24 protein-coding genes and 4 pseudogenes are annotated in these 26,091 nt (G+C 70.7%); 13 read left to right on the forward strand and 15 right to left on the reverse strand.

The features are described from left to right. Nucleotides 1–165: 165 nt before the first annotated feature. Nucleotides 166–510, reverse strand: coding sequence for a hypothetical protein (locus ACZ7GJ_RS30905; RefSeq protein ID WP_470756197.1), 345 nt, complete (start codon nucleotides 508–510; stop codon nucleotides 166–168). Between the two features lie 659 nt (nucleotides 511–1,169). Between ACZ7GJ_RS30905 and ACZ7GJ_RS30910 the strand changes: the two genes are divergently transcribed. Then, nucleotides 1,170–1,442, forward strand: a complete 273-nt coding sequence (locus tag ACZ7GJ_RS30910) for a hypothetical protein (protein ID WP_470756198.1) — start codon at nucleotides 1,170–1,172, stop codon at nucleotides 1,440–1,442. Nucleotides 1,443–1,472: 30 nt separating this feature from the next. On the opposite strand, the gene ACZ7GJ_RS30915 is transcribed toward ACZ7GJ_RS30910, so the two are convergent. Then, a complete protein-coding gene (locus ACZ7GJ_RS30915; protein ID WP_470756199.1) occupies nucleotides 1,473–2,078 on the reverse strand; it encodes an anthrone oxygenase family protein in 606 nt (201 codons plus the stop codon). 71 nt (nucleotides 2,079–2,149) lie between these two features. Continuing rightward, nucleotides 2,150–3,112 (reverse strand): SDR family NAD(P)-dependent oxidoreductase, encoded by a 963-nt coding sequence (locus tag ACZ7GJ_RS30920; protein ID WP_470756200.1) that lies wholly within the window; start codon nucleotides 3,110–3,112, stop codon nucleotides 2,150–2,152. 131 nt (nucleotides 3,113–3,243) lie between these two features. Between ACZ7GJ_RS30920 and ACZ7GJ_RS30925 the strand changes: the two genes are divergently transcribed. After that, the gene (locus ACZ7GJ_RS30925) at nucleotides 3,244–4,434 is read left to right on the forward strand and encodes a sensor histidine kinase (RefSeq protein ID WP_470756201.1); all 1,191 of its coding nucleotides are present in this window, start codon (nucleotides 3,244–3,246) and stop codon (nucleotides 4,432–4,434) included. Beyond that, complete coding sequence (locus tag ACZ7GJ_RS30930; protein ID WP_470756202.1) at nucleotides 4,431–5,084, forward strand: response regulator transcription factor; 654 nt, start codon at nucleotides 4,431–4,433, stop codon at nucleotides 5,082–5,084. Before ACZ7GJ_RS30925 ends, ACZ7GJ_RS30930 begins: the two co-directional genes overlap by 4 nt. A 56-nt stretch (nucleotides 5,085–5,140) precedes the next feature. Here ACZ7GJ_RS30930 and ACZ7GJ_RS30935 read toward each other — a convergent pair. Then, a pseudogene (locus ACZ7GJ_RS30935) lies at nucleotides 5,141–5,236 on the reverse strand (RNA-guided endonuclease TnpB family protein); the annotation flags it as partial. A 10-nt stretch (nucleotides 5,237–5,246) separates the two neighbouring features. On the opposite strand from ACZ7GJ_RS30935, the pseudogene tnpA reads away from it, so the two are divergent. After that, a pseudogene (gene tnpA, locus ACZ7GJ_RS30940) lies at nucleotides 5,247–5,450 on the forward strand (IS200/IS605 family transposase); the annotation flags it as partial. A gap of 113 nt (nucleotides 5,451–5,563) precedes the next feature. Here tnpA and ACZ7GJ_RS30945 read toward each other — a convergent pair. Continuing rightward, nucleotides 5,564–5,722 carry a hypothetical protein gene (locus ACZ7GJ_RS30945; RefSeq protein WP_470756203.1) on the reverse strand — a complete coding sequence of 53 codons (159 nt, stop codon included), beginning with the start codon at nucleotides 5,720–5,722 and terminating at the stop codon, nucleotides 5,564–5,566. Nucleotides 5,723–5,983: 261 nt separating this feature from the next. Here ACZ7GJ_RS30945 and ACZ7GJ_RS30950 point away from each other — a divergent pair, with 261 nt between their 5' ends. Continuing rightward, nucleotides 5,984–6,514 (forward strand): DUF6584 family protein, encoded by a 531-nt coding sequence (locus tag ACZ7GJ_RS30950; protein ID WP_470756204.1) that lies wholly within the window; start codon nucleotides 5,984–5,986, stop codon nucleotides 6,512–6,514. Between the two features lie 62 nt (nucleotides 6,515–6,576). Further along, nucleotides 6,577–6,786, forward strand: a pseudogene (locus ACZ7GJ_RS30955) (transposase); the annotation flags it as partial. An 82-nt stretch (nucleotides 6,787–6,868) separates the two neighbouring features. Here the strand turns inward: ACZ7GJ_RS30955 and ACZ7GJ_RS30960 are convergent. From ACZ7GJ_RS30960 to ACZ7GJ_RS30970, 3 genes and pseudogenes are all read right to left on the reverse strand, one after another. Next, the gene (locus tag ACZ7GJ_RS30960) at nucleotides 6,869–7,417 is read right to left on the reverse strand and encodes a hypothetical protein (protein WP_470756205.1); all 549 of its coding nucleotides are present in this window, start codon (nucleotides 7,415–7,417) and stop codon (nucleotides 6,869–6,871) included. Nucleotides 7,418–7,779: 362 nt separating this feature from the next. Then, nucleotides 7,780–8,198: pseudogene (locus ACZ7GJ_RS30965) on the reverse strand (transposase); the annotation flags it as partial. A gap of 211 nt (nucleotides 8,199–8,409) precedes the next feature. After that, nucleotides 8,410–9,099 (reverse strand): DUF4232 domain-containing protein, encoded by a 690-nt coding sequence (locus ACZ7GJ_RS30970; protein WP_470756206.1) that lies wholly within the window; start codon nucleotides 9,097–9,099, stop codon nucleotides 8,410–8,412. Nucleotides 9,100–9,564: 465 nt separating this feature from the next. Between ACZ7GJ_RS30970 and ACZ7GJ_RS30975 the strand changes: the two genes are divergently transcribed. Further along, nucleotides 9,565–9,726 (forward strand): hypothetical protein, encoded by a 162-nt coding sequence (locus ACZ7GJ_RS30975; RefSeq protein ID WP_470756207.1) that lies wholly within the window; start codon nucleotides 9,565–9,567, stop codon nucleotides 9,724–9,726. Nucleotides 9,727–10,147: 421 nt separating this feature from the next. Here ACZ7GJ_RS30975 and ACZ7GJ_RS30980 read toward each other — a convergent pair whose 3' ends face one another. Beyond that, a complete protein-coding gene (locus ACZ7GJ_RS30980) occupies nucleotides 10,148–10,321 on the reverse strand; it encodes a hypothetical protein (RefSeq protein ID WP_470756208.1) in 174 nt (57 codons plus the stop codon). 370 nt (nucleotides 10,322–10,691) lie between these two features. On the opposite strand from ACZ7GJ_RS30980, the gene ACZ7GJ_RS30985 reads away from it, so the two are divergent. Together ACZ7GJ_RS30985 and ACZ7GJ_RS30990 are read left to right on the forward strand one after the other, a co-directional pair. Next, complete coding sequence (locus ACZ7GJ_RS30985; protein ID WP_470756209.1) at nucleotides 10,692–10,988, forward strand: hypothetical protein; 297 nt, start codon at nucleotides 10,692–10,694, stop codon at nucleotides 10,986–10,988. After that, the gene (locus tag ACZ7GJ_RS30990) at nucleotides 10,985–12,529 is read left to right on the forward strand and encodes a C2 family cysteine protease (RefSeq protein ID WP_470756210.1); all 1,545 of its coding nucleotides are present in this window, start codon (nucleotides 10,985–10,987) and stop codon (nucleotides 12,527–12,529) included. The genes ACZ7GJ_RS30985 and ACZ7GJ_RS30990 overlap by 4 nt, the downstream gene beginning before the upstream one ends. 1,121 nt (nucleotides 12,530–13,650) lie before the next feature. On the opposite strand, the gene ACZ7GJ_RS30995 is transcribed toward ACZ7GJ_RS30990, so the two are convergent. Next, a complete protein-coding gene (locus tag ACZ7GJ_RS30995) occupies nucleotides 13,651–15,270 on the reverse strand; it encodes a sensor histidine kinase (protein WP_470756211.1) in 1,620 nt (539 codons plus the stop codon). Further along, the gene (locus ACZ7GJ_RS31000) at nucleotides 15,260–15,958 is read right to left on the reverse strand and encodes a response regulator transcription factor (RefSeq protein WP_470756212.1); all 699 of its coding nucleotides are present in this window, start codon (nucleotides 15,956–15,958) and stop codon (nucleotides 15,260–15,262) included. The genes ACZ7GJ_RS30995 and ACZ7GJ_RS31000 overlap by 11 nt, the downstream gene beginning before the upstream one ends. 152 nt (nucleotides 15,959–16,110) lie before the next feature. Between ACZ7GJ_RS31000 and ACZ7GJ_RS31005 the strand changes: the two genes are divergently transcribed. The 3 genes from ACZ7GJ_RS31005 to ACZ7GJ_RS31015 are packed head-to-tail and all read left to right on the forward strand — an operon-like array spanning nucleotide 16,111 to nucleotide 18,518. Continuing rightward, the gene (locus ACZ7GJ_RS31005; protein ID WP_470756213.1) at nucleotides 16,111–16,926 is read left to right on the forward strand and encodes a polysaccharide deacetylase family protein; all 816 of its coding nucleotides are present in this window, start codon (nucleotides 16,111–16,113) and stop codon (nucleotides 16,924–16,926) included. A 56-nt stretch (nucleotides 16,927–16,982) separates the two neighbouring features. Beyond that, nucleotides 16,983–18,269, forward strand: a complete 1,287-nt coding sequence (locus ACZ7GJ_RS31010; protein WP_470756214.1) for a glycosyltransferase — start codon at nucleotides 16,983–16,985, stop codon at nucleotides 18,267–18,269. A 36-nt stretch (nucleotides 18,270–18,305) separates the two neighbouring features. Further along, nucleotides 18,306–18,518, forward strand: coding sequence for a hypothetical protein (locus ACZ7GJ_RS31015; RefSeq protein ID WP_470756215.1), 213 nt, complete (start codon nucleotides 18,306–18,308; stop codon nucleotides 18,516–18,518). A 53-nt stretch (nucleotides 18,519–18,571) separates the two neighbouring features. Here the strand turns inward: ACZ7GJ_RS31015 and ACZ7GJ_RS31020 are convergent, their stop codons facing one another. Beyond that, a complete protein-coding gene (locus tag ACZ7GJ_RS31020; protein WP_470756217.1) occupies nucleotides 18,572–20,119 on the reverse strand; it encodes an alpha/beta hydrolase in 1,548 nt (515 codons plus the stop codon). 290 nt (nucleotides 20,120–20,409) lie between these two features. Between ACZ7GJ_RS31020 and ACZ7GJ_RS31025 the strand changes: the two genes are divergently transcribed. Then, entirely contained in the window at nucleotides 20,410–22,167 is a 1,758-nt protein-coding gene (locus tag ACZ7GJ_RS31025) for an FG-GAP repeat domain-containing protein (RefSeq protein WP_470756219.1), read from the forward strand. Nucleotides 22,168–22,802: 635 nt separating this feature from the next. Here ACZ7GJ_RS31025 and ACZ7GJ_RS31030 read toward each other — a convergent pair. Genes ACZ7GJ_RS31030 through ACZ7GJ_RS31040 form a run of 3 tightly spaced genes read right to left on the reverse strand, consistent with a single transcriptional unit; the run spans nucleotide 22,803 to nucleotide 25,817 of the window. Beyond that, nucleotides 22,803–24,077 carry a sensor histidine kinase gene (locus ACZ7GJ_RS31030; protein ID WP_470756221.1) on the reverse strand — a complete coding sequence of 425 codons (1,275 nt, stop codon included), beginning with the start codon at nucleotides 24,075–24,077 and terminating at the stop codon, nucleotides 22,803–22,805. A gap of 16 nt (nucleotides 24,078–24,093) precedes the next feature. After that, nucleotides 24,094–24,882: a two-component system response regulator CseB gene (cseB, locus tag ACZ7GJ_RS31035; RefSeq protein ID WP_470756223.1), complete on the reverse strand. Its 789-nt coding sequence runs from the start codon at nucleotides 24,880–24,882 to the stop codon at nucleotides 24,094–24,096. A 38-nt stretch (nucleotides 24,883–24,920) separates the two neighbouring features. After that, nucleotides 24,921–25,817: an endonuclease/exonuclease/phosphatase family protein gene (locus ACZ7GJ_RS31040; RefSeq protein WP_470756225.1), complete on the reverse strand. Its 897-nt coding sequence runs from the start codon at nucleotides 25,815–25,817 to the stop codon at nucleotides 24,921–24,923. Nucleotides 25,818–26,091: the final 274 nt, after the last annotated feature.

Raw genomic sequence — 26,091 nt, forward strand, 5'->3', positions numbered from 1 at the left:
ACCCCCCCCCCCCCCCCCCCCCCACACCCCCCCCCCCCCCGCCCCCCACCCCCCCCCCCCCCCCCCCCCCCCCCCCCCCCCCCCCCGGCCCCTCCCCGCGTCCCTACCGGTACTCGACCGTCAGCGCGGGCCGCGGCGGCCGGGGAACACCGTGGGAGCACGGCGTCACCGCTGGCACCGTCCGAACGTCACCACGTAGGTCGCGGCGCCGCTCGGCGTGCCCGAGGTGCCCCCGCCGGTGTACGTGATCTCAGCGACCTGCCACGATCGGGGGTTGGGACAATGTTCATGCCGAGCCGCGGTATCGACCAGGGACGCGAGCATCACGCCATCCGTGGCGACGGCCCGCCCGACCGCGCCGTCGCCGTCGCCGTCGCCGTCGCCGTCGCCGTCGAACGAGGCCTGCGCGCGCTCACCGACGTGAACCTGCTCTTCGCGCTCAGGGTGTCCCACCCGGACATCCGGATCACCGCCAAGGACACGACGGACTGCCTCACCGTCCGGCTGCACGACCGCGTCAGCTCCTGGGCCACGCCGTCATCGATCAGGCCGGCACGACGGCAGCGTACGAAGGAGGCCCCCGCCAGCTCCTGGCGGAGGTCGACGCCGGGCGGAGGTACTGGCAGGAGCGCGGCTCACCGGGGCTGTGGGACTTCGGAATGACCCTCACACCCGACAGCCAGTGTGTCTGGTCCGGCGCCGCCGATGCCGGACCGTACGCGCCCTGACCGTTGTCGGTGTTCTGCGGCAAGCCGGCACGTGGGGTCCTCCCTCCTCGATGCGAGCAGGGAGGAGGACACCCCACCACGGTCTGCGGCCGGCAGCGGCATTTCCGGGCTGCCGACCAAACGATCTTGCAGCTGGGACCTACCGCTGCCGCTACTGGCCCAAGCTGTGCCAGCCTTGGCTGACGACCAGCGGGAGCAGTGCCGATCCTGCCCGCCAGCGTCTCGCCATCCAGGGCGGCCGCCACCTCGGGCGGGCTCATCCCGAACCGGCGCGGCCCGACCCCCTCCAGCGGCACCCACTCCCAGAGAGGGCTCTCATGGTCGGGCACCATCGGCCAGGCCCCAGGGTTCCGCCCCAGCTCGTGGACGTCACACCAGTGCATGACGGGCGCCGTCGCGTAGCGGTCGTGGGCCGGCTCGGGCCCGACGAGCAGGACAGAGGTGACCATCGTGTTCTTCTGCTCCAGCCTGCCCCTCGGCAGACAGTCCCAGTTCCTGCCCGGTTCCCAGGGACACCCCCACGCCGCGACCTCCGGGTCACCGCTCCAGTTCACCCTGACCATGACCTCCTCCAGGCGGGCGAGCTCACGTATCTCAGCGCGGAGCTCGGAAGCACCGGCCGATCAACTCGACCTCCCCGACCCTGACCAGGGGACCAACCAGGGCATCTGCTTCGAGGTCCCCTGGGCGCCCGCGATCTCCTCCCACGCGTAGTCAGCCCAAGCGACGGGGCTCCGGCTGCGCTCACCGATCAAGCCTTCGCCGCCATCGTCCCCGCACTGGACGCCCCCGGTAGGGAGCGCCGGCGCCCTCCCGGCACAGCCCCTCGTCGCCGGCTCCGTTGCCCACTACCCCTCCGGCCGGGCCGGGCCGTTGCCTGCCTGCCTGCTCGACGTCGGATCGGCGCAGGACCAGGAGGATCAGCAGGGTAAAAGCGGCGAACGCGGCGCCTGTGCGCGCGTAGTTGAAAGCCTCCCAGCGGTCCAGGATCTCGGCGTGATTCGGGGGCGCCGAGGAGACGGCCCACTCTTTGATCCGGCCGTTGATGGGAACGTTGCCGAGCCGGGTGATCAGGAAGGACGCCAGGGCCAGGAGCCCCGCGCCGCCGGCCAGCCGCCGCGGCGTGCCGCGGCTCATGACGGCGAGCGTCGCGGAACTGAGCGTGGACAGCCCCATGGCGGCCTGCATGGTGATCCCGTTCATCTCCATGAGCCGGGCATGGAAGGACAGCCTCATCTGGAGCGGTACGGCATCGAAGGTGGGGACGAGATTGGCCGCGCCGTAGCCGAACGCCCCAGCGAGGGCACCGGTGGATAGCAGGGCCAGACCCAAGACGAGTCGGGTGCGCATGTGGACTGTCTCCGTAGCTCGGCTAGAGGGGGACGATGGGTGTGAGGCGGTCGGAGTAATGGCGGCGGCCCTCAGGTACCGCTCGGCTGGATCATTCTCCGGCCCGCGGTGCTGCCGCCGTCCACGCTGATCGAGGCGCCCGTCATGTAGGGGAAGTCGTCGGACGCGAGGCCGAGCACCGCGCGCGCCATCTCCTCGACATCGGCGATCCGTTCGAGACCGTCGATGTTGAGCGGCCCCCACGCCCGCTTGTACGCGTCCCAGTCGGCGTCCGGGATTCCCGGCGGGCGGATGAACGGGGTGTCGGTGGTACCGGGCAGCAGGGCGTTGATCCTGATTCCCTTGGGTCCGTAGGCGAGCGCCGCGGACTTCACCAAGCCCTGCACCGCCCGCTTGCTCGCGGTGTACGCGGCGCCGTTCGGCCGAGCCTGTTCGGCCGCCGACGAGGACGTGCAGATGATGACGCCGCTCTGCGCCCTGAGCATGTGGGGGATCTCGTACTTGATCGCGAGGAACATCCCCCGGACGTTCGTGGCCTGGACGTCGTCCCATTCCTCGACGCTCATCTCGTGGGGCGGCTTGCCACCGCCGATGCCGGCGTTGTTGAAGGCCACGTCGATGCCGCCGTAACGGCTCGCGATCCGGTCGACGAAACCGCGCACCTGGGATTCGACACGTACATCGGCCTGTACGTACGTCGCCTCGCCGCCCGCGTCCCGGATCTCGCGTTCCACCTGGCGGCCCAGCCCGTCCCGCCTGCCGCAGAACCCGACGTGTGCACCCTCGGCGGCGAAGGCCTTCGCCGTTGCCCTGCCGATGCCGGAGGTGGCCCCCGTGATGAGAACCGACTTCCTGTGGAAGCGCCCGCCCTCGGGGCGGAACTCCGGCCGAGCGCCAGCCGCGTGGGCCGGGTTGGTGAATGCCGCACCGCCCAGCCCCAGAGCGGCCGCGCCACCGAGGAGGGACCGCCGCCCCATGGCGGCGGATCCGGCGTCCGTCTCGGCATTGGTGTCCGTATGCGCATTGGTATCCATGACGATCATCCTCGCTGTCCGCCCCGGACCTCCGGTTCCGCCCACCGGCCGGACATCGCGGCCGGTGGGAGGAGGCGCCCTCCTCCCATGGCAGGACCCCTGGCGCACGGGGTCCGCATATCGTGGACTCCATGAACCGATCTTGGATCGAGCTCGCGTTCGACAAGAGATTCGCCGGCATGCGGATCCTGGCGCTGGCCGGCGTACTGGTCGGGTACTTCCTGCTGCTGCAACAGCCGTCGGGGACACGGGACTGGAGCCTTGCCGCAGCCGGGGTCGCGCTGTGCCTAGTCGCGGGGAAGTGGCTGTTCGGCGCGCTGCTGGCGCAATCGGTACTGCTCATGGCCGCACACGCGCTGGGCGCGAGCACCGCCTCGTCGTTAAAGGTGCTGGCTGCCGTCACCCTCTTCGAGCTGGCGGTACAGCGCTCCGGACGCCTCCTCGCCGCCGGGGCGGCGGTACTGGCGCTCACCGTCGCAGTACACCGCTTCGACGAGCTGCCGGACGGCGCCCTCCCGCTGCTCTACAAGATGGGGATCGTCGCTGGAGTGCCGCTGCTCCTGGGCTCCTACGTACGCGTGACCCGCGAAGCCGCCCTGCACGCGCGGGAGCACGCACAGCAGCAAGAGCTCCGAGCGGAGCAACAGCTCCTGGCCGGCCGTACGGCGGAGCGCACCGCTATCGCGCGGGAGCTGCACGACCTGGTCGCCCATCACGTCTCCTCCATGGTGCTGCGCGTCGGTGTCGCCCGGCACGTCAACGGCGCGACCGGCACCACCGACCCGCGGATCACCGAAGTCCTCGACGACCTCCACGCCAGTGCCGGCGCGGCACTGGCCGATCTGCGGCGCTTGGTGGCCGTGCTGAGAGCCCCCGGCCGGACCGGTCCTGAGACCGGCTGCCTGGTCACGCCCGGGGCACTGCCGGCGACATTGGAGTCGGTGGTGGAACACGTCCGTCAGACCGGCCTGACCGTGACCGCCTCCGTCGACCCCCGTGTCGCGGGGCTCGACGCCGTACGCGGACTCGCCGTCCTCCGCCTGGCCCAGGAGGGCCTGGCCAACGCGGCCAAGCACGGTGGGCCCGGCGCACACGCCGAGCTGACCGTGCGCGTCGCCGATGGCTCCGTGCACGTCACGATCCAGGACGACGGGGCCGGAAGGGCCCGGACAGAGACGTACCCTTCGGGACACGGCTTGATCGGCATGCGCGAACGGGTGGACCTGCTCGGAGGCCGGCTGGACACGGGCCCCGCGGCTGAGGGCTGGCGACTTCGGGCCGAACTACCCCTCTCCGCAACCGAAATGGAGGCCCCGCTGTGATCCGCATCCTGGTCGTCGACGACCAGCACCTCGTCCGTATGGGATTACGCATGCTCTTCGAGCAGACTCCGGACATCGAGATCCAGGGGGAGGCGGACAACGGCGCGGAGGCGGTACGGCTGGCCGAACGCCTCACTCCCGACGTCATCCTCATGGACCTGAGGATGCCCGGCATGGACGGCATCACCGCCACCCGCCGCATCCTGGCCGCGCGCCCCGCTACCCGGGTAGTCGCCCTCACCACGTTCGACGACGACGACCATCTGTACCCGGTGCTGGCCGCCGGTGCCTGCGCCTTCCTAGTGAAGGACACCCCGCCCGCCGAACTCCTGGAGGCCGTACGCCGGGCGGCCGGCGGAGAGGCCCCCTTCAGCCGGGACGTCCTCGACCGCCTCGTCACCCAGGCCCTCCACACCCGCTCCTCCCCCGACGCCCCGGTGGACATCCCGGTGCCGGGCATCACCCCGCGCGAGCGGGAAGTGCTCAGCCTGCTCGGCGTCGGCCTGTCCAACAAGGAGATCGCCGACCGACTGCACCTCGGGGTCACCACGGTGAAGACACACGTGGCCAGCCTGATGGCGAAGACGGGCCGGGACAACCGCATCCGACTCGCCGTCCTCGCCGTCCTTTCCGGCATCACCCCGAACTGACCCGCCGCTGCTCAAGCCCGGCGCGGAGGACGTGCCCCAGGTACGTCACCACCGGGCTGCCAGGCGTCGCGCCGTTCCTGCAACGCCCCGTTGTAGAGGTGGTCGCGCAGCATCTCGACGAGCGTGATCATCTGGCCCACGGTGGGCCGCATGAGGGGGACCGACCACGTGCACCTGTTGGTCCACTACCCTCCGCAGGTTGCCCGGTCCAAGCTGATCAACTCGCTCAAGGGCGTCTCGCCCCGGTACCTGCGGGCCGAGTACACCGGCCGGATCAACCGCACCGGCATGGGCTCGGTGTTCTGGTCCCGCTCCTACTTCGCAGGCTCGTGCGGCGGAGCACCGCTGACCGTGATCCGTCAGTAGATCGAGGGCCAGGCACGTCCTCTCTGACCGTCACCGCGGAGCCGCAGAGAACTCCGCCGCTTCGCGGCTCCGGGCCAAGGACGCATTTGCCCGAATGGTCCCTGGTGGGGGTATCACCCCAGCCGCTCTTGCTCCCAACGTGCCAGGATCTCGGCCACGCGCGGGTATCGCTCGAGTAGCTCGGCATCGCTCAGGGCCATGTCGGCTGTCCCCAGCAGGGTGGCGGTGCCCACTGGCAGCGCCAGCTCGGGGGTGCGGTACTCGTCGGTCACGGGACCTCCAGCGTTCGATCGGCTGAGCTGCCTACGATCCGCCCGGCAAATGTCCCCGTCAACCCCTGCGGAGGGAGTCGTTCCACAAGGAGCACATAACGTTCACTCCGGCGCCAAGCGGCCCGACCGAAGGCCGTCTCGCACCGCAGGGCTGTCCCGTAAGTGAGGGTGTCCCGTCTCGGTGGGTTCCTTTGGGAGCGGGCAGGCGCTGGGCAAACAACCAGGTCGACGGGGATCAGTGCGATACCCGATCATGCACTCATGCCCCTGAGAGAGACCCTTGCCCGAGTTGATGCAGACCTGGCCGCCGGCCGGGTTCCTGTTGCGCGCCAGCGTTTGCGCGGTCTCGTCTCGTCCTTCCCGTACGACCTGACGCTCCGTCGGCGTCTGGCCGAGGTGTACCGGCTCTATGACGATGTCGCCGAGGCCGGGCGGTGGATGTACCTCGAAGAGGACCGCAACCCTGACGAGACCCTCGCCTTCGAGGCGCGGTATGGATCTCCCGCGTGGCGGATGAAGGCCCTTGCCTGGTGCGGCCCCGAGGCGATGGCCGCCAACTCCTTCGCCGAGAAGCAGCTGGTCGCCGTGCGGACCGCCTGCGCCGAGGAGCTGGGGCACCCCGTCGACTGGGACGCCCCCGCCTCCTACCTGGACGGCCTGGAGGACGAGTACGAGGAGGCGCCCTCCGAGCCGTGGACGGTCGGCGGTGTGCTGGCGGGCGGCGGCTGCCTGGTGGGGGCCCTCGCGTTCCTCGCGATCTGGGTAAATGGAGTCGTTGCCCTCTTCGACTGACTCAGGTCACCAAGGGGCCCGTGGGGAGCGCCGCTCAGGTTAGGTAGGGCGTCGAGAACTGCCGTGAGCGGGACACCGGGCTGCTGCCGAGGCGGTGGGTGGTCGAGAGGTCGCTGAGCTGGCTGATGCGTTCGCGTCGACTGGTCCGCGACTACGAGACGCTGCCCGCCACCAGCGAGTCCATGATCTTGTGGTCGATGACCATGCTTATGTGCCGCCGCCTCACCCGCCGCACCCACACGACCACGACGTCGATGTCCCTGGAAGCCTGAACCGCGCCGTCACGCCCTCCCTGTTCTCGGTCACCGGACTTGGACCGTTTGCCACCGAAGCAGGATCACGTGCCGTGGGCGGCTACAGGCCAGAAGCGGGTACGGCGCGTTCCCACTGCTCCTCGAACTCTTCCCGGGTGATCTCCTGGCCTGCCAACTCCGGGTCGAAGAAGTCGACGACCGGCGGGTTGAAGGGCCAGTCGTCAGGTCCGCTCCTGACGCGGCCACTCCCGTCCTCAGCCAGCTCCACTTCGCGGGTCCGGCGCCCGTCCGATTCAACCTCCATGAGGTAGACCGGGCCGCCGTCGTCCTCGCCGTCCCAGTGACGCCGCACGTACACGATGCTCCTGTCCGCGAGGGCTCCGAAGCCAGGAAGCCCGCGCTGTACCTCGCGTTTGGCCCGCAGGTCGTCCAGACCTGGAGGCATGAGTGGCGCATCGATGTCGACTTCTTCGATTTTGTCGCCCTCGGCCCAGGCCACGGACTCCTGCCTGGTGACTACCTCGGTCCACGCGAACGTTTCCAGGATCTCCCGCGCCGACCGCGCGTGGACCCACCACCATGAACCGCCCATCCCATAGTCGTGCAGGACAAGGAACCGCTTTTTGGCTGCGGGATTTGAAAGAGTCACAGGACCGGACCCTAACAACGGAGCCATCAGACCTGTTCGGGTGGTCGGTCCACCTTGGATGGCAGACGATCCGGATTCAGTGACAGCGGACATTCACGCCGTCACGCCGTCACGCCGTCACGCCGTCACGCCGTCACGCCGCTGAACTCCCCGGACTGGTGCCGGGTGATCCACCCGCGCTCGGCCAGGCGTTTCGCCCGCGAACGTACTCCCTCGATCTACGCGGGCACCGCGTCCAGTCCCAGGGGCCGTCGCGAGGTCCTTGGCCCCCGCCTTGTCCCGGCCCGCCGCCGCCTCGGCCCACAGCACCGAGATGATCCGCTGGCAGTCCGGCGCGAGGACAGCCCTGGTCAGCTGCCCGTGCAGCGGTCAACGTCCTGAGAGGTGGCACTGGTGCCGGACCACCAGAGCCAGACGGGTTTGTTCACCCCGCCACTGGGCAGCTTCGCCACCGTCAATCGGATCACGGTGCCCTCAATGATTGCCAACGACCCTTCATGGTCGAGCCACGCGGCTCGCCGCGTCAGCCGGGGGTGGAACCGGTCCCACGCCTGCGCAGTCGCCGTCCCATACCGGTCTGTGTTGGTGACGGTGACCGTGGCGGCTTCGCCCCACGTGGCCGGGTCGCCGAAGACGAACTCGCCGCCCTGCTTGGGCGGACGACCGCCTTGGGGTGGGTAGATCCACGGCACTGGCACGGGCTTGAGCATCACCCGGCCCGACCGAAGCGGCCCAGGAACTCCACGGGGAGATCGCCCAGGAGATGGGCGATGCGGGACGCACCCCGTCGAGCCTGTACACCCTCGACAGCAAGCTTGACGGAACGACCTACGCGAACAGGAACTGCGGGGTCGGAAACGGAAACCAGCAGTGGGTGTTCGGCGGCTTCTGACCGGCTCGCACGACCCGATCTCAGGATCATGACGCGTCGGAGGACACGAGTGGCTCGCCATTTCTTCGCCGGCGCCCGCAGTGGGGCGGGCGCCGGCGGCTCAGTTTCCGGAGCGGAACAAGGTGTCTTCGACGGCCTTGAGGTCCTTGTTCCAGTACGTGGTCTTGGCGTTGGGGCCGACGTTGAGGGAGCCGATGTCCTTGCCGAAGGAGCTGTCGAGCATCGCCACGTCGTTGTTGCTGCCCAGCTTCTTGTCCTGGTAGCCGATGGATACGGCCGTGATCGCCACGGTCTGTTCGCCGCCCTTGTAGAGCGACAGGCCCGCGTACGCCCTTTCGTTCGCGCCGATCTTCGCGATGGCCTTCGGTGCGCTTCCCATCACGGGGATCGGGCCCGCGATGCCCGCGCCGCCGAACCCGATACGCGGGTAGTGGTAGAGGATGCACGGCTTGTCGGTCATGTTGGTCGCGGCGATCAGGAGGTGCTGGCCGGAGTCCTGCTTCCACACGGACAGGTTGATGCTGAGGTCGTTGTCGGTACAGGCCGCGATGATGCCTTGCCCGTCGGTCGGGGTCTTCGGGGCGGCCGGCGTGGTGGTACCGGGCTGAGCAGTCCCGGGCTGGGTGGTGGCGGGCGTGGTTGGGGTTGTGGAGGGGGCGGGCGCGGAAGGGGTCTTCGTCGCGGCTCCGCCAGGCCCGTCGCCGGACTGGCAGGCGGTGGCCGTCAGGACCACAGCGGCGGCCACCGCCGTAAGTGCGTAGGTTCTCCGGCTGGTGCGGACAGCGTTCATGTGAGCCCCCGTGGTGTGTGGTCTGTCCTCGACAGCGTGCCCCGGGGATGCCGCCGGTGATCCTGCGGCAGGATGCCGTGACCGACTCCGCACGGGGACGTGACCGTTCCGCCCAATGTGGCTTGCGGTCAGCCATCAGGTCCCGTACAGCGGAGGGGTGCGGGGCAGGCCGTGGGGCCGGTGACGGTGCATCCGGCGGCCTTGACGATCACGATGGACTTGTCCACCAGGTCGGCGCGTTCCGCCTGGCACAGCTGGGAAAGCGACCTTGATCTCAGTAGCTACATCTCAACCGATCATGGAACCTGGAGGTCGAACAGGGGTCCTGATGGGGTGGTATTCCGGTTGCACGCGCATGAGGGCAGGGCCTCTCGGTAGCTCGCGGGCGAGCTGACCTGCCGCCCCGTTCGCTACATCGACCTGCCGCTGAGCGAGTTCCACAGCCACCTCCTGTCCACCGCACACATGCCGCCCTGGCTCGCCAGCCACGTGGTGGAGATCCAGCAACTGGCCATCGCACGCCCGGAATCCCCCAACGACACCATCGAGACCATCCTCGGCCGCCCCGCCAGGACACTGCACACCTTCCTCCGCGAACATCTCCACACGTTCACCAAGACCGCCTGACCGACCGCCGAACCGTCTGCCCCCGCCCGTCACCCTTCTCCGGGAGGCCGGGATACCGGTCCCGGCCTCCCGGCCTCCCGGAGAAGGGCATGCGAGACGGACGTCGTCCGCAGCAGATCGCCATCAGCCTGGCGCTACGACTCCCAGCAGGCGGAAGCCGTCGCCGACATGCTCCACACCGTGCTCCGGCGCCGCGCGGCCGGCGAGACCGTCGAGCAGATCCAACCCGACCTGATCATCCCCACCGGCAAACGCAAGGGACACAGCCCCTCCGTCGCCAGCATCCACCGGGCACTCGCCGAGCCCCTTCGCCGTAGCTTCGGGAGAACGGAGCCTCAGACCCGAGCTGCTCCGTCCGCCCGCAGCGCGATCAGGTCCCGGCCCACGTCGCCCCGAGACTTGGTCACCCCTGCCGGGTTGATCAGGGAGCGTGCAGGCCCAGCAGAACAGGAGTGCCGGGCGTCGCCGTGTCGATCTGATTGATCTTGGCTTCGGCGCCAGTGAAGCTGGCGCGGAGTCCCTCGATCTCGCCCAGCCCCCAGCCTTCCCGCTCGGCCTCGGCAACCCGATCCAGGAGGTTGTCGCGGATCTCCACCAGTCGGCTGCGCTGGGCAGGGTCGGGGCGCAGGAGGGAGCAGCGGAAGCAGGCGTGTTCGTGGATGCAGGCGACGCGGGGGGGTGGCCCCGACCCGCGGGCGTCGGCCGCTGACACATCGGGCAAGCGAGCCGGACCCACCCGGCCGGTGGGTGCACCAGCAGCACAAGGCCCTGCGCACCGAGGAGCCCAAGGGCCAACGGCATGACGATTCGTCACGTCTGCCTGGCTGAAACTGAGTTGACCAAGACGAGTCGTTCGAACGGGACTACCGGGCTGTTAGCCTCGGCGAACTGTCCGTGCGGTCTGTGGCCAAAGGGGGCGCACAGTGGTACGACCGGATATGCCGGTAGGGGAGACGCCGGAGCAGATGAAGAAGCGGGCGGGCGAATTGCGGGAATGCGCCCGCAAGGCGCGTGCGCTCGCGGAAAGGCTGGGACCGTACCTCGACGCCGCGGCCAAGAAGGCCCAGCAGGCCGATCCACCGGTCTGGCGCGGTCCGTTCGCCACCCAGGCCACGGCCCAGGTCGTCAACCGCCAAAACACTCTGGGCCAGATGGCGTCCGCGCTCATTCACGACGCGGGCCGCTGGAGCACCGAGGCGGATCGCCTGGACGAACAGTCGAAGACGGATGCGACCCGGCAGAAGACGGGGCCGGTCCATTGAGCGAGTTCCGCGGTTTCGACACCGCCGAGATACGCGCCCTCGCCGCCAGCCTGCGCAAGCTGGGCACCGACGCCCGCGCCATGCACCGGGACCTGGTCGGCGTACTCACCGAGGCGAACCGGCTCATGAACGGCAAGCACGCCACCACCGACCCGCTGCTGCAGCCGCTGGTCGGCTTCCACATCGTGCTGCCGTCGGTCTCGCCCTTCGGCACCCGAAGACCCGGCGGGCGCGGCCCGCTGCCCGGAGCGCTCGACGGTGAGCTCAGCGAATTGGCCGGGTCCATGGAGCGCCGCAGTCAGCAACTCGACGAGTGCAAGATCCTCATCGAGCACGGGTTCGCCATCGACCCGGCGCTCTTGTTCTCGGACGAGGTCGCCCCCAACGAGCAGCGCGTCAGCGACGCTCTGACGAAGTTCAGGGAGCTCGACGGCAAGGACTTCGGCAACAACGGCAACCGCGAGGACCTCCAGAAGATCAGAAGCATGCTGGAAGGGCTGACGGCAGCCGAACTCGACGCCTTCTTCGACCGCGTCCCCGCCGCGGACATCGCGCGCTACAACCGCCTGCTGAACGACGAGAAGAAGAGCGGCTGGGGCGACCGCAACGGCCTGCCCGAATTCGATCGCCGCGACCACTTCAGCCTGATCCTCACGCGGCTGGGCCCCACGCACTGGAACAAGGCACAGGCGGCGTTCCCGGGAATGCAGCCGGGCTTCGAGACCTCGGACGCGTTCTTGAAGGACCCTGGCGGAACGCACTGGCAGACTCCGCCCCTTCCCCTGTTCGCACCCGACGCCAACGGCAACGAGATCACCGCCTCCCAGGTCGGGCAGGGCCGAATGGCCGACTGCTGGTACCTCGCGTCGCTCGCCGGGACGGCCCAGGTCAACCCCCAGTTCATCCGGGACGGGATCAAGCAGAACCCCAACGGGACCATCACCGTCCGCATCTGGGACAAGGACGGCAACCAGCGCTGGGTCACGGTCACTCCCGACCTGCCCGTGGCCAATGACGGCACGATCAGGGCAGCCAACGCCAGGAACGCCCTGTGGCCGGCCTACTACGAGAAGGCCTTCGCACTCGTCTACGGGGACGACCGCGGGGGTGCGCCCACCGGGCGCGAAGGCGACAAGCGCTTCGACCGCAAGGAAGTGGGTTCCTACGGCGCCATCGAATGGGACGCCAACGACAACGCGCCGCCCTATCTGACCGGCAACGAATCCCAGAGCCTGGACAACGACATTCCCTCGCTGCGCGAAAGCTTCGAGTCCGGCCACCCCATCGTCGTGTCCACCGGCAGCAGCGAGAAGGACAGGCAGGAAGGCTCGGCGCTGTGGCCCAGGGACCCGGCGAACCCCGAGAAGAACTACGGCTTCGCCATCCGACACGTCTACTACGTGAAGGGTTTCCAGGGCGACAACATCATTCTGGGCAATCCCTGGGGCCCGGGCTACGCGGACATAGTGGCCACGCCGGAGCAGTACGAGAAGTACTTCAGGGATCCGCAGGCCCTGGAAGTGCCCAAGACCGGGCGCTGAACGAGCCGCCGCCGACCCTGCGGACGCCTCAGTCGGAACCGGTGGTCCCCGCCGGGCGGCCTGTTGGTAGAGCGATACCAGTACGCCGCGTACGGGCGGCGGTGACCTCGGCGACGTCGAGGCCTCGTTCGACGCCGGGCTGCCGCCTCGTCCGTCACCCCGGCCTTCGTCACGGCTTCAAGGAAGTAGACAGAACCGAAGAACCATAAGGAACAACCTCAGCAGTCGTCACCGCCGCCACCAGATAGCCTGCGGAAGAGGCAGGTCGAAGCAGTCGGGCTGTCACCAGAGAGGCGCTGCAAGTTGTCACACATGGGCGGCGCCTGGGTCATACGGATACCGGTACCCGGCATTCCTCGCGAGGAGCTCATCGCCATGCTTCGCGAACAGACCCCGGCATGCGGACCTGCCCGTGACGTCTTGGCCGCCGGAGGCTCCTTCGTCGTCTGGGACGGTCTGGCCCCCGCCGGCCGGCACGCGGGTGTGTTCGCGATTCGTATGCGGACAGCTGCTCGGCGTGGCCACACCGTCGGGGGTCTTGCCGCCTCCGTTGACATCCTCCGGCAGGTCGGGGAAGAGCTTGTGCGTACTGGTCGCATTGATTCTGTGGACAGGTCGTCCGTGTTCACGCTCTTCCTGAACTCCTCAGCGACGGCAGTGCTGGCCTGTGCAGGCGGACTCCGGCCCACTCCCCCGCAGTCGCCGTCGCCGTCGCCGTCGCCGAGGAAGTGCAGCTGCGGATCAGCTCACGGCGCACGCCCAGTCGGCAGGCGGCGTGGTCCGGGCCGAGCGGTACATGCCCACTGCACGCCTTCGCCCGGATGAAGGACGGGCGGCGCCCCTGCGCGCTACGGAACAGCGGCCGGCCCTCCCGCAGGCGGCGGCAGATCCGTTGGTAGCTCGGGCGGCGGAGCTCCGGCGGCTGGCCTCGAGAAGATCAGGGCGGCAGGTCTTCCCCGCTGGCGGGCGGGTAGGCGGTGGGCCACAGCCGCAGCTTGGTGATGCGCGCTCTCCCCCACGGGCGAGCGCCGTCCTGGCCGGCTTCCCGTCGGAGCGGATCATGGTGCACGGCCACGCGAATGCACCCCGCGGGCGGGACGGGCCGGACCGCTCGGCCTCCCTCAGGAGGCGGGGTGTGCGGTGTGTGGTGTGCCGGGTTTCGGTTCCGTGGGGATGCGCAGGGTGAAGGTGGTTCCGGGGGCCGGGTCGCGGGGGTGGGCGGTGAGGGTGCCGCGGTGTCGCTGGGCGATGTCGCGGGCGATGGCGAGGCCGAGTCCGCTGCCGCCGGTGTCACGGGTTCGGGCCTCGTCGAGGCGGGTGAAGCGTTCGAAGACCCGCTCGCACTCCTCGGCGGTGAGGGCGGTGCCGTCGTTGTGGACGTTGACCGTGGTGGTCGTGGCGTCGTCGGTGATGTCGAGGACCACCGCGGTGCGCGCGTGCCGTACGGCGTTGTCGAGGAGGTTGCGCAGCAGTCGGTGCAGTTGGAGGCCGTCACCGCGGACGGGCGCCTGGTCCGGTGCGGTGGACAGGGTGACGGGATGTCCCATGTGCTGGTACTCGGCGGCGAGTTCGCAGGTGAGTCCGGCGAGGTCGACCAGGGAGTGGGCCCTGGGCCGGTCGGGGCGGGCGAGCAGGAGCAGGTCCTCGGTCAGGCCGTGGAGGCGGCGGGTGGCGGCGAGGGCGTCCGTCAGGGTTTCGGCCGGGTCGATGGTGTCGGGGTGATCGACGGCGGTCTCGAGTTGGTAGCGCAGGGCCGCGAGGGGGGAGCGCAGTTCGTGGGCGGCGTCGGCGGTGAAGCGGCGCTGTCGGTCGACGGCGTTTTCCAGGCGGTCGAGTGTGGTGTTGGTCGTTTCGGCGAGCGCCCGGATGGGGTCTCGGCCCTCGGGGACCGGTACCCGGCGCTCGAGGCTGGTGTCGGTGATCTCGGCGAACTCCCGGCGGATCTCCTCGACCGGGCGCAGTGAGCGCCGACTGGTGGCCCAGGCCGTCGCGGCGACCACCAGTGCGGCGGCGGGAACGCCTGCCGCGAGGGGGAGCGTCAGCGCGCCGGACACGTACTCGGCGACGTAAGGGGGCACGAGGACGTAGAGGGTGGACCGGCACGATCCGTCGGGCTCGGTGGGGTGCTCGCACTTCCCCTTGGGAGCGACCACGGGTGTGGCGATCACCGTGACGGCACGGTGCGCGAGGTAGTGGGCTTCGGTGTGGGCCGCGAAGGCCTTCACGTCGGGGAACCCGTCGGAACTCGATGGCAGGCTGCCGTCGGGAAGGTGGAAGCGGTCCCCGTCGTGCTCGTCGACGCCTCCGAGGTGGACGGTGCCGTCCTGGGGCAGGCCGACGGCCCAGCCTGAGGGCGGGCCCGGGGGCGGCGGCGGGAGCAGCTTCGGCAGGTCCGCGAGGTCGAGTGCTCCTCCCGAACCGGTGATGGTCCGGCCCTCGCGGTCGATCTGCACGAACGGTCCGTCGGACGGGCTCCCGGGGATGTCCTTCCAGCCGGCGGCAGCCTGGCCGGCGAGGCGCAGCGACAGTTCGTACGCTCGCTGGGAGGACTCCTGGTGGACGGTGTCGTAGATGTGGCGTTCGAACCACCATGCGGCCCCGGCGGACATGACGAGGGCGGCGAGTCCGGCCAAGAGCGCGGTGCGCAGCGGGGTGGGCAGACGGCGCAGGAGCGCCGGCATCGGGCGTACGCCCTTGGCGTGCGGCCGGTCGGCCGCCGTGGGGTCGGTGTCAGCCGTCACGGCGTTCCTCTCGGGTGTCGAGGCGGTAGCCGCTGCCGCGGACGGTTTGGATGCTGTGGGTGCGGAAGGGGGCGTCGGCCTTCTTGCGCAGGGTGGATACGTACACCTCGACGATGGCGGTGCCGCCGGTGTAGGCCGGGTCCCACACCTCGTCGAGGATCGCCTGCTTCGACACCGGCTGGTCCGGTGTGTGCATGAGGCAGGCGAGGATCGCGAACTCCTTCGGGGTGAGGGCGAGCTCCGTGGTGCCGCGGCCCGCCCGGCGGCCCGCGAGGTCCAGCCACAGGTCCCCGGCCCGCAGCACGGAGCGTGCGCCGGCGCCCGTGTTTCCCCTGCGCAGCAGGGCGCGGAGGCGGGCGCGCAGAACGAGGGAGGAGAACGGTTTGACGAGGTAGTCGTCGGCGCCGGTGTCCAGGCCCTCCGCCTCGTCGTGCTCGCCGTCCTTCGCGGTGAGCATCAGGACGGGTGTGTCCGCGCCCGCGGCGCGCAGGGCGGAACAGATCCGGTAGCCGTTGAGGCCGGGGAGCATGACGTCCAGCACGATCACCGCGTGGTCGCCGGTCAGGGCCCGTTCCAGCCCCAGCCTGCCGTCGGCGACGAGATCGACGCGGTAGCCCTCGGCGGTGAGTCCGCGGCGCAGGGCGGGGCCGAGCTGGGGGTCGTCCTCGATGACCAGGATGCCGTTCACGCGTCCAAGACTTACATGCAGTTTGCCCTGATTCCTAAAGACGATCTTTAGGATCTTTGGGGTTTCTTTGGGTCATCTCCCACATGCTGCTGACCGGTCGGCCGACAGCCGCCCCTCCCCTTCCCGTCAGCAGATCCGGAGAGCGCCCTCCCATGCCCCGCACACCCCGTCGTCCGGCCCGCCCCCACCGCTCCGGCCGCCGCCGGGCCGCCGCCGCGGCCCTGGGCCTGGTCCTGGGCGGTGCGTTCCTCACCGGCTGCGGCCAAGGGCTCACCACTCCCTCTGAGGCCCGCGCCGGCGCCGAGGGCAGGGCCGCCGCCAGCGTCGCCACCGCCGCGGACGGCAGCGCCCCCGCAGTGGACTGCCGGACGTCGAAGTGCATCGCGCTGACCTTCGACGCCGGTCCCGGGCCGCACACCCCCCAGCTCTTGGACATCCTCAAGGAGAAGAAGGTCCACGCCACCTTCTTCCTCCTCGGCGAGAACCACGTCGTGCCGAACCCCGACCTGGTGCGGCGGGAAGCCGCCGAGGGCCACGAGATCGGCAACCACACCTGGGACCACGAGCGCCTCGACCAGATATCCGACGATCGGATCCGCGAGGAGCTCAGCCGCACCCAGGACGCCATCAAGAACATCACCGGCAAAGCGCCCACCCTCATGCGCCCGCCCCAGGGCGGCACCAACGACAAGGTGCACTCCGTCACGCGGTCCCTCGGCCTTTCCGAGGTCCTGTGGAACGCCACCGCGAGCGACTACGCCACCACCGACACCCAGCTCATCGGCGACCGCATCCTCAAGCAGGCCACCCGCGACGGCATCATCCTGCTCCACGACATCTACGACGGCACCGTCCCCGCCGTCCCCCGCATCATCGACGAGCTGCGCTCCCGCGGGTACACCTTCGTCACTGTCCCCCAGCTCCTGGCCCCGGCCACCCCGAAGCCCGGTGCGGTCTACCACCCATGAGCCCGGCTCCGTCGGCCACGCCGACGGAGCCGTCAAGCAGAAAGGGGTGCCGCCCGGTGCGCATCTCCTTCCTCCTCCACAACGCCTACGGCATCGGCGGCACGATCAGGTCCACGTTCAACCTCGCCACGGCCCTCGCGGAGCAGCACGACGTCGAAATCGTGTCGGTCCTGCGCCACCGGGACGTCCCGGTCATGGGGACGCCCCTCAAGGTCCGGCTCACCCCCCTGGTGGACTTGCGCGGCGACTCCCCGGACACCGACACGGGCGACCCTCGCCACGCCCGGCCCGCCCAGGTCTTCCCCCGCGCGGACGGCCGGCACAAGCAGTACAGCCGGCTGACCGACGAGCGGATCGGCCGGTACCTGTCGGGTCTGGACGCCGACGTCGTCGTCGGGACCAGGCCGGGTCTGAACGTGCACATCGCCCGCCAGGCGCGCCCGGGCGTGATCCGGGTGGGTCAGGAGCACCTGACGCTCGCGGGCCACGGCCTGCGGATGCGGCACGAGATACGCCACCGCTACCGGCTGCTGGACGCCCTCACCACGGTGACCGACGCCGACGCGCGCACCTACCGGCGGCTCGGGCCGCCCGGCCTGAGGGTGGAAGCCGTACCGAACAGCGTTCCCTCCTCCCGGGCGGGCCTCTCCGACAGCACCAGCAAGATCGTTGTGGCGGCGGGGCGGCTGACGGGGGTCAAACGGTACGACCTCCTCGTCCGCGCCTTCGCGGAAGTCGCCTCCGTCCACCCCGACTGGCAGCTGCGGATCTTCGGCAGCGGAGACGCCACCGGCAACGAGAAGCGGAACCTGTCCGCCCTGATCCGCGAACTCGGCCTGACCCGCCACGTCCACCTCATGGGCGATGCCGACCCGCTGGAGGCGCAGTGGGTGAAGGGCTCCATCGCGGCATCCACCTCCGACCAGGAGTCGTTCGGCATGACCATCGTCGAAGCCATGCGCTGCGGTCTCCCCGTCATCTCCACCGACTGCCCCGTGGGACCGCGGGAGATCATCGAGGACCGCGTGGACGGACGCCTCGTTCCGCCCGGCGATCCCGCGGCCTTCGCGGCCGCCCTGCTCCAACTCGCCGGTGACGACGGACTGCGCCGGCGGATGGGCCGGGCAGCCCTGCGGAACTCCGCCCGTTTCGACCCCGCCCGGATAGCCGAGCGACACGCGGCCCTGTACGAGGACCTGCTGCGGCGAGGCCCCGGACACCGATCGCTGGGACCCGCCCGGGAAGCCGCGCACCGCACCCGGACCCGCGTGATCGACACCGTGCACGCGGCCCGCTCCACCGCCCGCGTCCTCGCCACGCGCCATCGGGCGCCGATGTGGTGACCCGGAGCCACGGTGCGGCGTTGTCCCGGCGTGGACATGGACGACGAAGACTTCCTCGGCGTACTCCTCGACGCCGTCACCGACACCCGCCTGAAACTGCTGACCGGCGACGAAGCCAGGGCCGTCATGGTGCTGCTCGGCGCCCTTGAGGAAGAAGCCCGCTCCGAAGAGGTCCGCGCCGCCGCAGGCGAGATGCGCAGCCGCCTCGGATCCCGCCTCGCCCTGCCGGTGCCCGCAGTCCCCTACTGAACGGTGCGGGCCTGCCCGAGCCGCGCCGCCCTGCAGGATCCGGAAGAGACGGCCTACCGGCCGGCGGTGGGGTCGGGCAGCGGACCGCCCTCGCACCAGGCGTCGGCGGACGGCATCCGGCCGTCGACGAGGAAGCCCTCGACGTACGCGTCCACGCAGGGGTTGTGCGACTGGTAGACGCCGTGGTCGCCGCCGCCGACGGTGATCAGCCGGGATCCGGTAGTCCCCCGGTGGGCCCGCAGCGCGCCCTCGTAGTAAGTGGCCGGGTCGTGGAGCGAGTTGAGCATCATGACCGGCGGCAGTCCCCGCCCGGTGACCTGCACCCGAGGCGCCCGGGAACGCGGCCAGGCCGCGCAGACCGAGGCGAAGGTCAGCTCGCGGGCCCCGACCATCGGGTACGCGGCGCTGTCGACCGCGCTGCGGCGGACCCAGTAGGCGCTGCCGCGGTTCCACGGGGTGTCCTGGCAGACGACGGAGAAGAAGTCCGCCGCGAACTGGGCCCCCAGCGGGTGCTTCAGCTTCTCGGCCAGGGCCTTGCGGGCGGCCTGCGGAGCCGCCTGCGGGTGCTCCAGGACACCGAGCAGCATCGCCAGGTCGGGGAAGCTGTCGCCGCTGTAGATGATGGAGGTGGCGGCCGCGTCGAGGTGGTTGGGGGTGACCGTCGTCCCCTCCAGGTCCAGCGGGTGCTCGCCCAGCGTGCTCCGCAGCCGCTCGTAGGAGGCCTTGGCCTCCTCGGTGGTCCGGCCCCGGTGGTACGTCGCGTCGTTCGCGGCGAGCCAGGGCAGGAAGTCCTGTTCGAACCGGCGCTGGAAGCTCCTCGGCTGGCCCGTCAGGAACTCCTGCCAACTGCCCGTGAAGCCGATGTTGCTGTCGAGCACCACCCGGTCGACCCGGCGCGGGAACTCGGTCGCGTAGTAGGCGCCGAGGAAGGTGGCGTACGAGGGGCCGTAGTAGGACACCTTCGACTCGCCGAGCAGCGCCCGGAAGAGGTCCATGTCGTGCACGGCCTGGTCGGTGGTGATGTACGGGAGCAGGTCGCCCGACCGGCGCTCGCAGTCCCTTACGAAGTTCCGCGCCCGGTCCACGGTGGCGTCCACGGCCCGGGGAGAGCGGTCGCGCAGGTCGCCGCTGGTGAACAGGGCATCCACCGTGTCCTGGTCGGAGCAGACCACCTGCGTGCTGGCCCCGACGCCGCGCTGGTCGAAGCCGACGACGTCGTACGCGGCCGCCAGCTTGGGCGAGTACGCCGCCAGCCCCGCCGGCCGGCCCAGCCCCGAGGCGCCCGGTCCGCCGGCCGCCATCATCAGCACGCCCCGCCGCGCTGCGGGGTCCGCGGCCCGGTGCCGGGACACCGCGACGGTCAGGTCCGCCCCCGTGGCCGGGTGGTACCAGTCGCGCGGCACCGTCATGGAGGCGCACTCCAGCGCACCGGACCGGCACGGCTGCCAGTCGAGGCGCTGCTGCGCGTACCGCGCGGGCACGGCCGGCGCGCCGCCCTTCGTCCCGGCGGCGCTCGCCGGCGACGCGGGCAGGGCGGCGAGCGCGAGCAGCCCGCACGCGGCGGCCGCGGCCCACCGTGCGGGCTTCGTGAAGAGGTGCATGTGGGTGGTTCCCCCCGGGTCGGAGCGATTCGGTACACCCCGATCCTCCGAGGACCCGGCCCATCGGACGATCCCCCTACCGCCCGTATCCGGGGTGTTGCCAGCACCACCCCCGGCCGGCGCTGTTGCCGAGGCGGTAGCGGTGACGCCTGCCGCAGGATGCGGGAAGCCACATCCCGCCCGTACCGGAACTGCCCGCTCCCCGGGAACCGTTCACGCGCGGACGCGTGTCTCCGAGCACACAGTGAGACGCGTCCGGGCGGGTCCCGGCTCGATCCTCAGGGGGGATCTTGACTTCATCGCACCGTGGAAGACTGCGGGCACTCGCCGCCGGCGGCGTACTGGCCCTGGCCGTCAGCGCCCTGACCGCCGCACCCAGCAGCGCTGCCCCGCAGTCCGGCACACCCGACTCCGCCGCCGCCCGGCCATTGTCCGGCCCGGCGGCGGATTCGTTCTCCGAGACCGCTCCGGGCGGGGATCGCGAATACCCGATCGTCGTCCTGCCCGCCCGCGCCACCGGGCCGGCGCCGGCGGCCGCCGCCAAGCCGCGGCACGACGTCGACGGCGACGGCATCAGTGACATGATCGTCATGGAGTACGACCAGACCACGGCCGTCTACCTGTCGTCCATCTCGACGTGGAGCGAATACACGATCTCCAAGACCGACCCCGACCCCAGCTCCTCGTTCAAGGACCTGCTGCCGGTGGGTGACGTAGGCGGCACCGCCGAGGCCGAGTTGCTCTCGCTCTCCTTCGACGGTGTGCTCACGCTCTACGAGGCCGGCCTGACGAGCACGTCGCCGCCCCTCTGGTCGGGCCGCGGCTGGCAGATCTACAACCGCGTCATGGCCACCGGCGACCTGACCGGGGACCGCCACCCCGACCTGCTGGCCCGCGACTATGCCGGCGACCTGTGGCTGTACACCGGCACCGGCAGCGTCAGCAAACCCTTCAACGGCCGGGTCAAGGTCGGCTCGGGCTGGGGCGTCTACGACCAGTTGGTCGGGGCCAGCGACGTCGACGGCGACGGCCTCGGCGACGTCCTCACCCGTACGCTGAACGGTGAGTTGTGGTTCCACAAGGGGACCGGCAGCGCCACCGCCCCGCTCAAGCCCCGCGCCAAGGTCAGCACCGGCTGGAACGCGTACAACGTGATCACCGGCTCGGACGACGGCGACGGCGACGGCCTGAGCGACCTGCTCGCCCGCGACCGCAACGGCGTGGAGTACTGGTTCAAGTCGATCGGTGGCGGCAAGTTCGCCGCACCCGCGTACTTCGGCAGTGGCTACGAACTCAACAAGTTCATCGTCGGCGCGGGCACCACACCGCTCTACGGCAAGGCACAGAACCTCGGCACCGAAGCGGACAACGACCTCGCCAAGTACAGCGCCCTGGCCAACGGCGACTACCGGATGCCGCCGATCTGGGCCGGCAAGGAGACGCCCGGCTCCCGCAACACGTACGCCACCGGACTCAACAGCCGCAACCACGCGACCTACGTACAGAACATCGGCAGCGACCTGTACATCCAGAACGAGCGGGTCAGCACGACATGGAACTACGCCCTGACGGTCGGCCCCGGTGACCTCACCGGCGACGGCAAGGGCGACCTCCTCACCCGCGACTCCGGCGGCACCCTGTGGCTCCACCCCGGCGACGGCGCGCTGGTGACCAGGTTCGGCGCGCGCATCAAGGTCGGCACCGGCTGGAACGGCTACGACGCGCTCGTCGGCGCGGGCGACTACTCCGGCGACGGGCGGCCCGACCTGCTCGCCCGGGACACCTCCGGCCGCCTGTTCCTCTTCAAGGGGACGGGCACGGCCACCGCGCCGTTCGCCGCCCGGGAGCAGGTCGGCAGCGGCTTCGACCAGTACGACAAGCTGTTCGTCCCGGGTGACATCGACGGCGACAGCAAGGGCGACCTGCTCTGCCGGCTCCCCAACGGCGTCGTGTACCGGTACTCCTCGACGGGCAAGACCGGCACCGCGACGTTCGCCGCCCGGGTGAAGTTCGGCACCGGCTGGGACCTCTACAAGAACATCGTCTGAATCCTGCCGCCGCCCGGTCGCGCAGCAGCGACGGCACGGGCCCGTCCACCGGCACCCAGCCCGGCCGGGGACGGGCCCGTACCCCCCCCATGGCGGTATCCATTACGTCCATGTCTCGCTCCGCATCCGCGCATTCCTCAGGGCACCGCGGAAGCGCCCGCACGGGAACGGTCACCTCTGTGGTGCTGTGCCTGACCGCTGGCCTGCTCGGCGCATTCTGCATCCCACGGGTTCCGCCCAGACCGGCAGCGGCGGCCTCGTTCATCTTCGCCGTGAACCGCTGCTGATCGCCGGAGCCCCAACGCGCCAGCAATCGGGCGACGTTGTGTACTCGTGCCCGGCCAGCACCGGTGCGGTCGATTCCGCGGTCCGCACTGCGCGGCCCGTCGCCGTCGAAGGCGTACCAGGCGCCCGTACCGGTCACCAGGGCGAGGACGGCGAACAGCGGGACGAGCACGGACCCGCGCAGGACGGACCGGTTCTGGTCGCAAGAGGTGCGGTGGCGGTTTGCGGGCATCGGGGAACCTCCAGGAAGACGGGTGCGGATCCCGCACCGGGGTCACCTTCGAGGAGCCGTACTGCCAGACCTGCGCGAGCCCGTTTCTGCCGCCGGGAGAGCGTGTTGCGGTTCCGTTTCAGCCACCGGACGGACCGGGGCCGCCGTCCAGGCCGAGGGTGGCGACCGCGCCCCCGCCAGGGGCGTTCGCGAAGGCCAGCCGGGCCCCGAGGACCTCCGCCTGCCCGAGCGCGATGGTCAGCCCGAGTCCGTGGCCGCGCCCCCGCTCCGGGGTTCCGGTACGGAACCGCTGCGGGCCTTCCGTCAGCAGCGCAGCGGGATAGCCGGGCCCGTGGTCCCGTACGAGGATCCGCGCGCCCGTGGCGGTGGCCTCCACCGCGACCTCGACGGGGGCGGCTCCGTGCCGGTGGGCGTTGGTGACGAGGTTGACCACGATCCGTTCCACCCGGCGCGGGTCGGTCTCCACGATCCTGGTGGTACGGACCGCCACGGCGGTCGGCGTCCCCGTGCGGCGGACGATGTCGGTGACCAGCTCCCCCAGCGGCACCGCGTCGGTCCGGGCCCGCTCGGCTCCGGCGTCGAGCCGGGAGACCTCCAGAAGGTCCTCGACCAGCCCGTTCAGGGCACGGGCCCGGTCCCGGACGAGCTCGGCCACCTCGTCGCCCTCCGGGAGCAGCCCGGCGGCGGTGGACAACCCCATCAGCGGGGTGCGCAGTTCGTGCGCGACGTCCGCTGTGAAGCGGCGCTCGCCCTCCAGTTTGTGCTGCAGGGCCGCGGCCATCTCGTCCACGGCCGCCGACATCTCGGTGATCTCGTCACGAGCCCGTCCGCCCGGTCCGATCCGGGCGTCGAGGTCGCCGTCGGCGATGGCCCGGGCGGTACGGGATCCCCGGCGCAGCCTGCGGTTCATCGGCTCGGTCGCCAGGGCGGCGAGCGGCACGACGACCAGGAGGGCGGCGAGCACGGCCTTGACGATGCTGCGGTCCAGGAGCTGGAGGCCGCGTACCTCGGAGCTCATGTCCGTCCGGACGACGAGTACCCGGTCGCCATCGACGGGCATGGCCGCCCACATCCAGTACCAGTTGGGGGGTTTGCGGTCGTTCCAGGTCGCATACAAAGCGGCCGGGTCCTTGGCGGCCAGGGCCTTCGCGAGAGGTGCGTCGAGCCGCTCCGGAGTGAGGATCTCGACGTCGAGCGCCGCGCTGCCCGTACGGGTGTACTCGCGCTCCGCGGCTGCCAGGCGCGCGGAGAGGCGTTCCTTCCCGGTGCGGTCGCTGCGTTCGGCCATCGCCTGGTGGACGAGGACGCCGATGACGGCGGCCACCGCGCAGCAGGCGGCCGCGGTCAGGGCGGCGATCTTCCATCGCAGGGCGCGCGGGTTGAGGAGTGCCATGGGCGCGAACAGCCCCTCAGTCGCGGACGAGTTTGTAGCCGAAGCCCCGGACGGTCTCGATTCGGTCGGCACCGATCTTCTTGCGCAGCCGCAGCACGCACAGGTCCACTACCCGGGTGTCGCCCTCCCAGCCGTAGTCCCAGACGTCGCGCAGGAGCCGGCGGCGGTCGAGCACGGCGCCGGGAGCCGCCGCGAACTCCAGCAGCAGCCGCAGCTCGGTGGGGGTCAGCGGAACGGGCCATCCGTCCCGGTGCACCTCCAGACCGAGGGTGTTCACGGTCAGGTCCCCGAAGACCAGCTCCCCGGGGGCCGTCCCGGCATCCGCGGAGCCGACTGCGGGATCCGCCGGTCCGGCTCCCCGCGCCGGAGTCGTCTGCGGTTCGGCCGGCCGGAAGGTGGCGCGGCGCAGCAGCGTACGGATGCGGGCGACGAGGACGGCGGTGTCGACGGGTTTGACGACGTAGTCGTCGGCTCCCGCCTCCAGTCCCGAGACCACGTCGAGGGCGTCCCCGCGCGCGGACATCATCAGGACCGGGACCAGGCTCTCCTCGCGGATCCGGCGGCACAGCCCGATGCCGTCGAGCTCGGGCAGCATCACGTCCAGGATCAGCAGGTCGTGCGTGCCCGCCCGGAACGCCTCCAGGCCGTCGAGCCCGTCCGCGGCCACCGCGACCTGGTAGCCGTACCGCTCCAGGGACAGCTGCACGGCGCGGCGGATGGTGGCGTCGTCCTCGACGACGAGGACGCTGACGGGGTCGGGGACCCGGGGTGCCGACACGCCACCTGCCTGTTCATAGAGGGACATATGTGGAGACCATCGTAGTCAGTGGGCGTGTGGTGCGGTCACAGTCGGAGGGAGGCCGCGACGGGGAGATGGTCGCTGCCGGTGGCGGGAAGGGTCCACGAGGAGGTCGCGCTCATCCCCTTCACCAGGATCTGGTCGATGCGGACCACGGGGAACGGGGCGGGCCAGGTGAAGCCGAAGCCGGCGCCCGCCTCCCGCTGCGCGGAGCGCAGGGAGGAGGTCACGGGATCCAGGGCCGAGTCCTCCGTCGTCCCGTTGAAGTCGCCCATCACGACGACCCGGGCCAGGGGCTCCGCCCGCACGGCAGCGGCCAGCTTCCGGGCCGCCTCGTTGCGGCGCGCGGTGGTGAACCCGGCGTCCGGGGTCACGCGTACCGAAGCGAGGTGGGCGGCGTAGACCGCGACGGGGCCTCCCGGGGTGTCGACGGTGGCGCGTACGGCACGCGTCCAGGGCATGATCGGCACCGCTTCCACACCGTTCAGCGGGTACTTGCTCCACAGCCTGACGCCGAGGGTGTCGGAGTGGTGGGGATAGCCGGCGGCCAGCTCGCGCTCGTAGACGGGCGTGGCCTTCGAGGACATCTCCTCCAGGGCCAGTACGTCCGCGCCCGACGCGGCGAGCGCTCGCGCGGTCCGCGCCGGATCGGGATTCTCCTCGTCCACGTTGTGGCTGACCACGGTGAAGTTCCCGCCGCCGGATCGCTTGTCGCCGAGGGTCCCGCCGAAGAGGCAGAACCAGACGACCGCGGGGGCCAGGACGGCGACGGCCGCGAGCCGGGAGCGGCGTACCGCCGCCGCCACGAGGAGGACGGGGACGCCCAGCCCGGCCCAGGGCAGGAAGGTCTGGAACAGACTGCCGAGGTTCCCGGCCACGTTCGGGATCCAGGCGCTCAGGGCCATCGCCAGGGCCGCACACACCGCGGTGGCGGCGATCAACCGGCCACGGCCGGTACGTCTGACGGTGCGGGAGCGGCGGGCGGGAGGATGCGGAAGCGGGCCGGGTAGCTCCTCTTCCCCGGTGGCCTCAGAACGGTACGGGGTGCTCAGCACGGCAGCTGCCTTCCGATGTCGTGTACGCCGGTGATCCGGTACCGGCACAGCCTCGGAGAAGTGCGCTTCCAGGGCGTCAGGAGGACCCTTCGAGGGCCCCGCGATTGCGTTTCAGCTGGGTATCGGTACCGATCGTGCGCAGCAGACTCGGGGTGCGCGG

This window comes from Streptomyces sp. NPDC037242 (assembly GCF_055604165.1).

Coding starts and splice junctions, on each gene's coding strand:
- ACZ7GJ_RS30915 (WP_470756199.1), bottom strand. CDS start 2,078: ATGCGCACCCGACTCGTCTTGGGTCTGGCCCTGCTATCCACCGGTGCC.
- ACZ7GJ_RS30920 (WP_470756200.1), bottom strand. CDS start 3,112: ATGGATACCAATGCGCATACGGACACCAATGCCGAGACGGACGCCGGA.
- ACZ7GJ_RS30925 (WP_470756201.1), top strand. CDS start 3,244: ATGAACCGATCTTGGATCGAGCTCGCGTTCGACAAGAGATTCGCCGGC.
- ACZ7GJ_RS30950 (WP_470756204.1), top strand. CDS start 5,984: ATGCCCCTGAGAGAGACCCTTGCCCGAGTTGATGCAGACCTGGCCGCC.
- ACZ7GJ_RS30970 (WP_470756206.1), bottom strand. CDS start 9,099: ATGAACGCTGTCCGCACCAGCCGGAGAACCTACGCACTTACGGCGGTG.
- ACZ7GJ_RS30975 (WP_470756207.1), top strand. CDS start 9,565: ATGCCGCCCTGGCTCGCCAGCCACGTGGTGGAGATCCAGCAACTGGCC.
- ACZ7GJ_RS30985 (WP_470756209.1), top strand. CDS start 10,692: ATGAAGAAGCGGGCGGGCGAATTGCGGGAATGCGCCCGCAAGGCGCGT.
- ACZ7GJ_RS31005 (WP_470756213.1), top strand. CDS start 16,111: ATGCCCCGCACACCCCGTCGTCCGGCCCGCCCCCACCGCTCCGGCCGC.
- ACZ7GJ_RS31015 (WP_470756215.1), top strand. CDS start 18,306: ATGGACGACGAAGACTTCCTCGGCGTACTCCTCGACGCCGTCACCGAC.
- ACZ7GJ_RS31020 (WP_470756217.1), bottom strand. CDS start 20,119: ATGCACCTCTTCACGAAGCCCGCACGGTGGGCCGCGGCCGCCGCGTGC.
- ACZ7GJ_RS31030 (WP_470756221.1), bottom strand. CDS start 24,077: ATGGCACTCCTCAACCCGCGCGCCCTGCGATGGAAGATCGCCGCCCTG.
- cseB (WP_470756223.1), bottom strand. CDS start 24,882: ATGTCCCTCTATGAACAGGCAGGTGGCGTGTCGGCACCCCGGGTCCCC.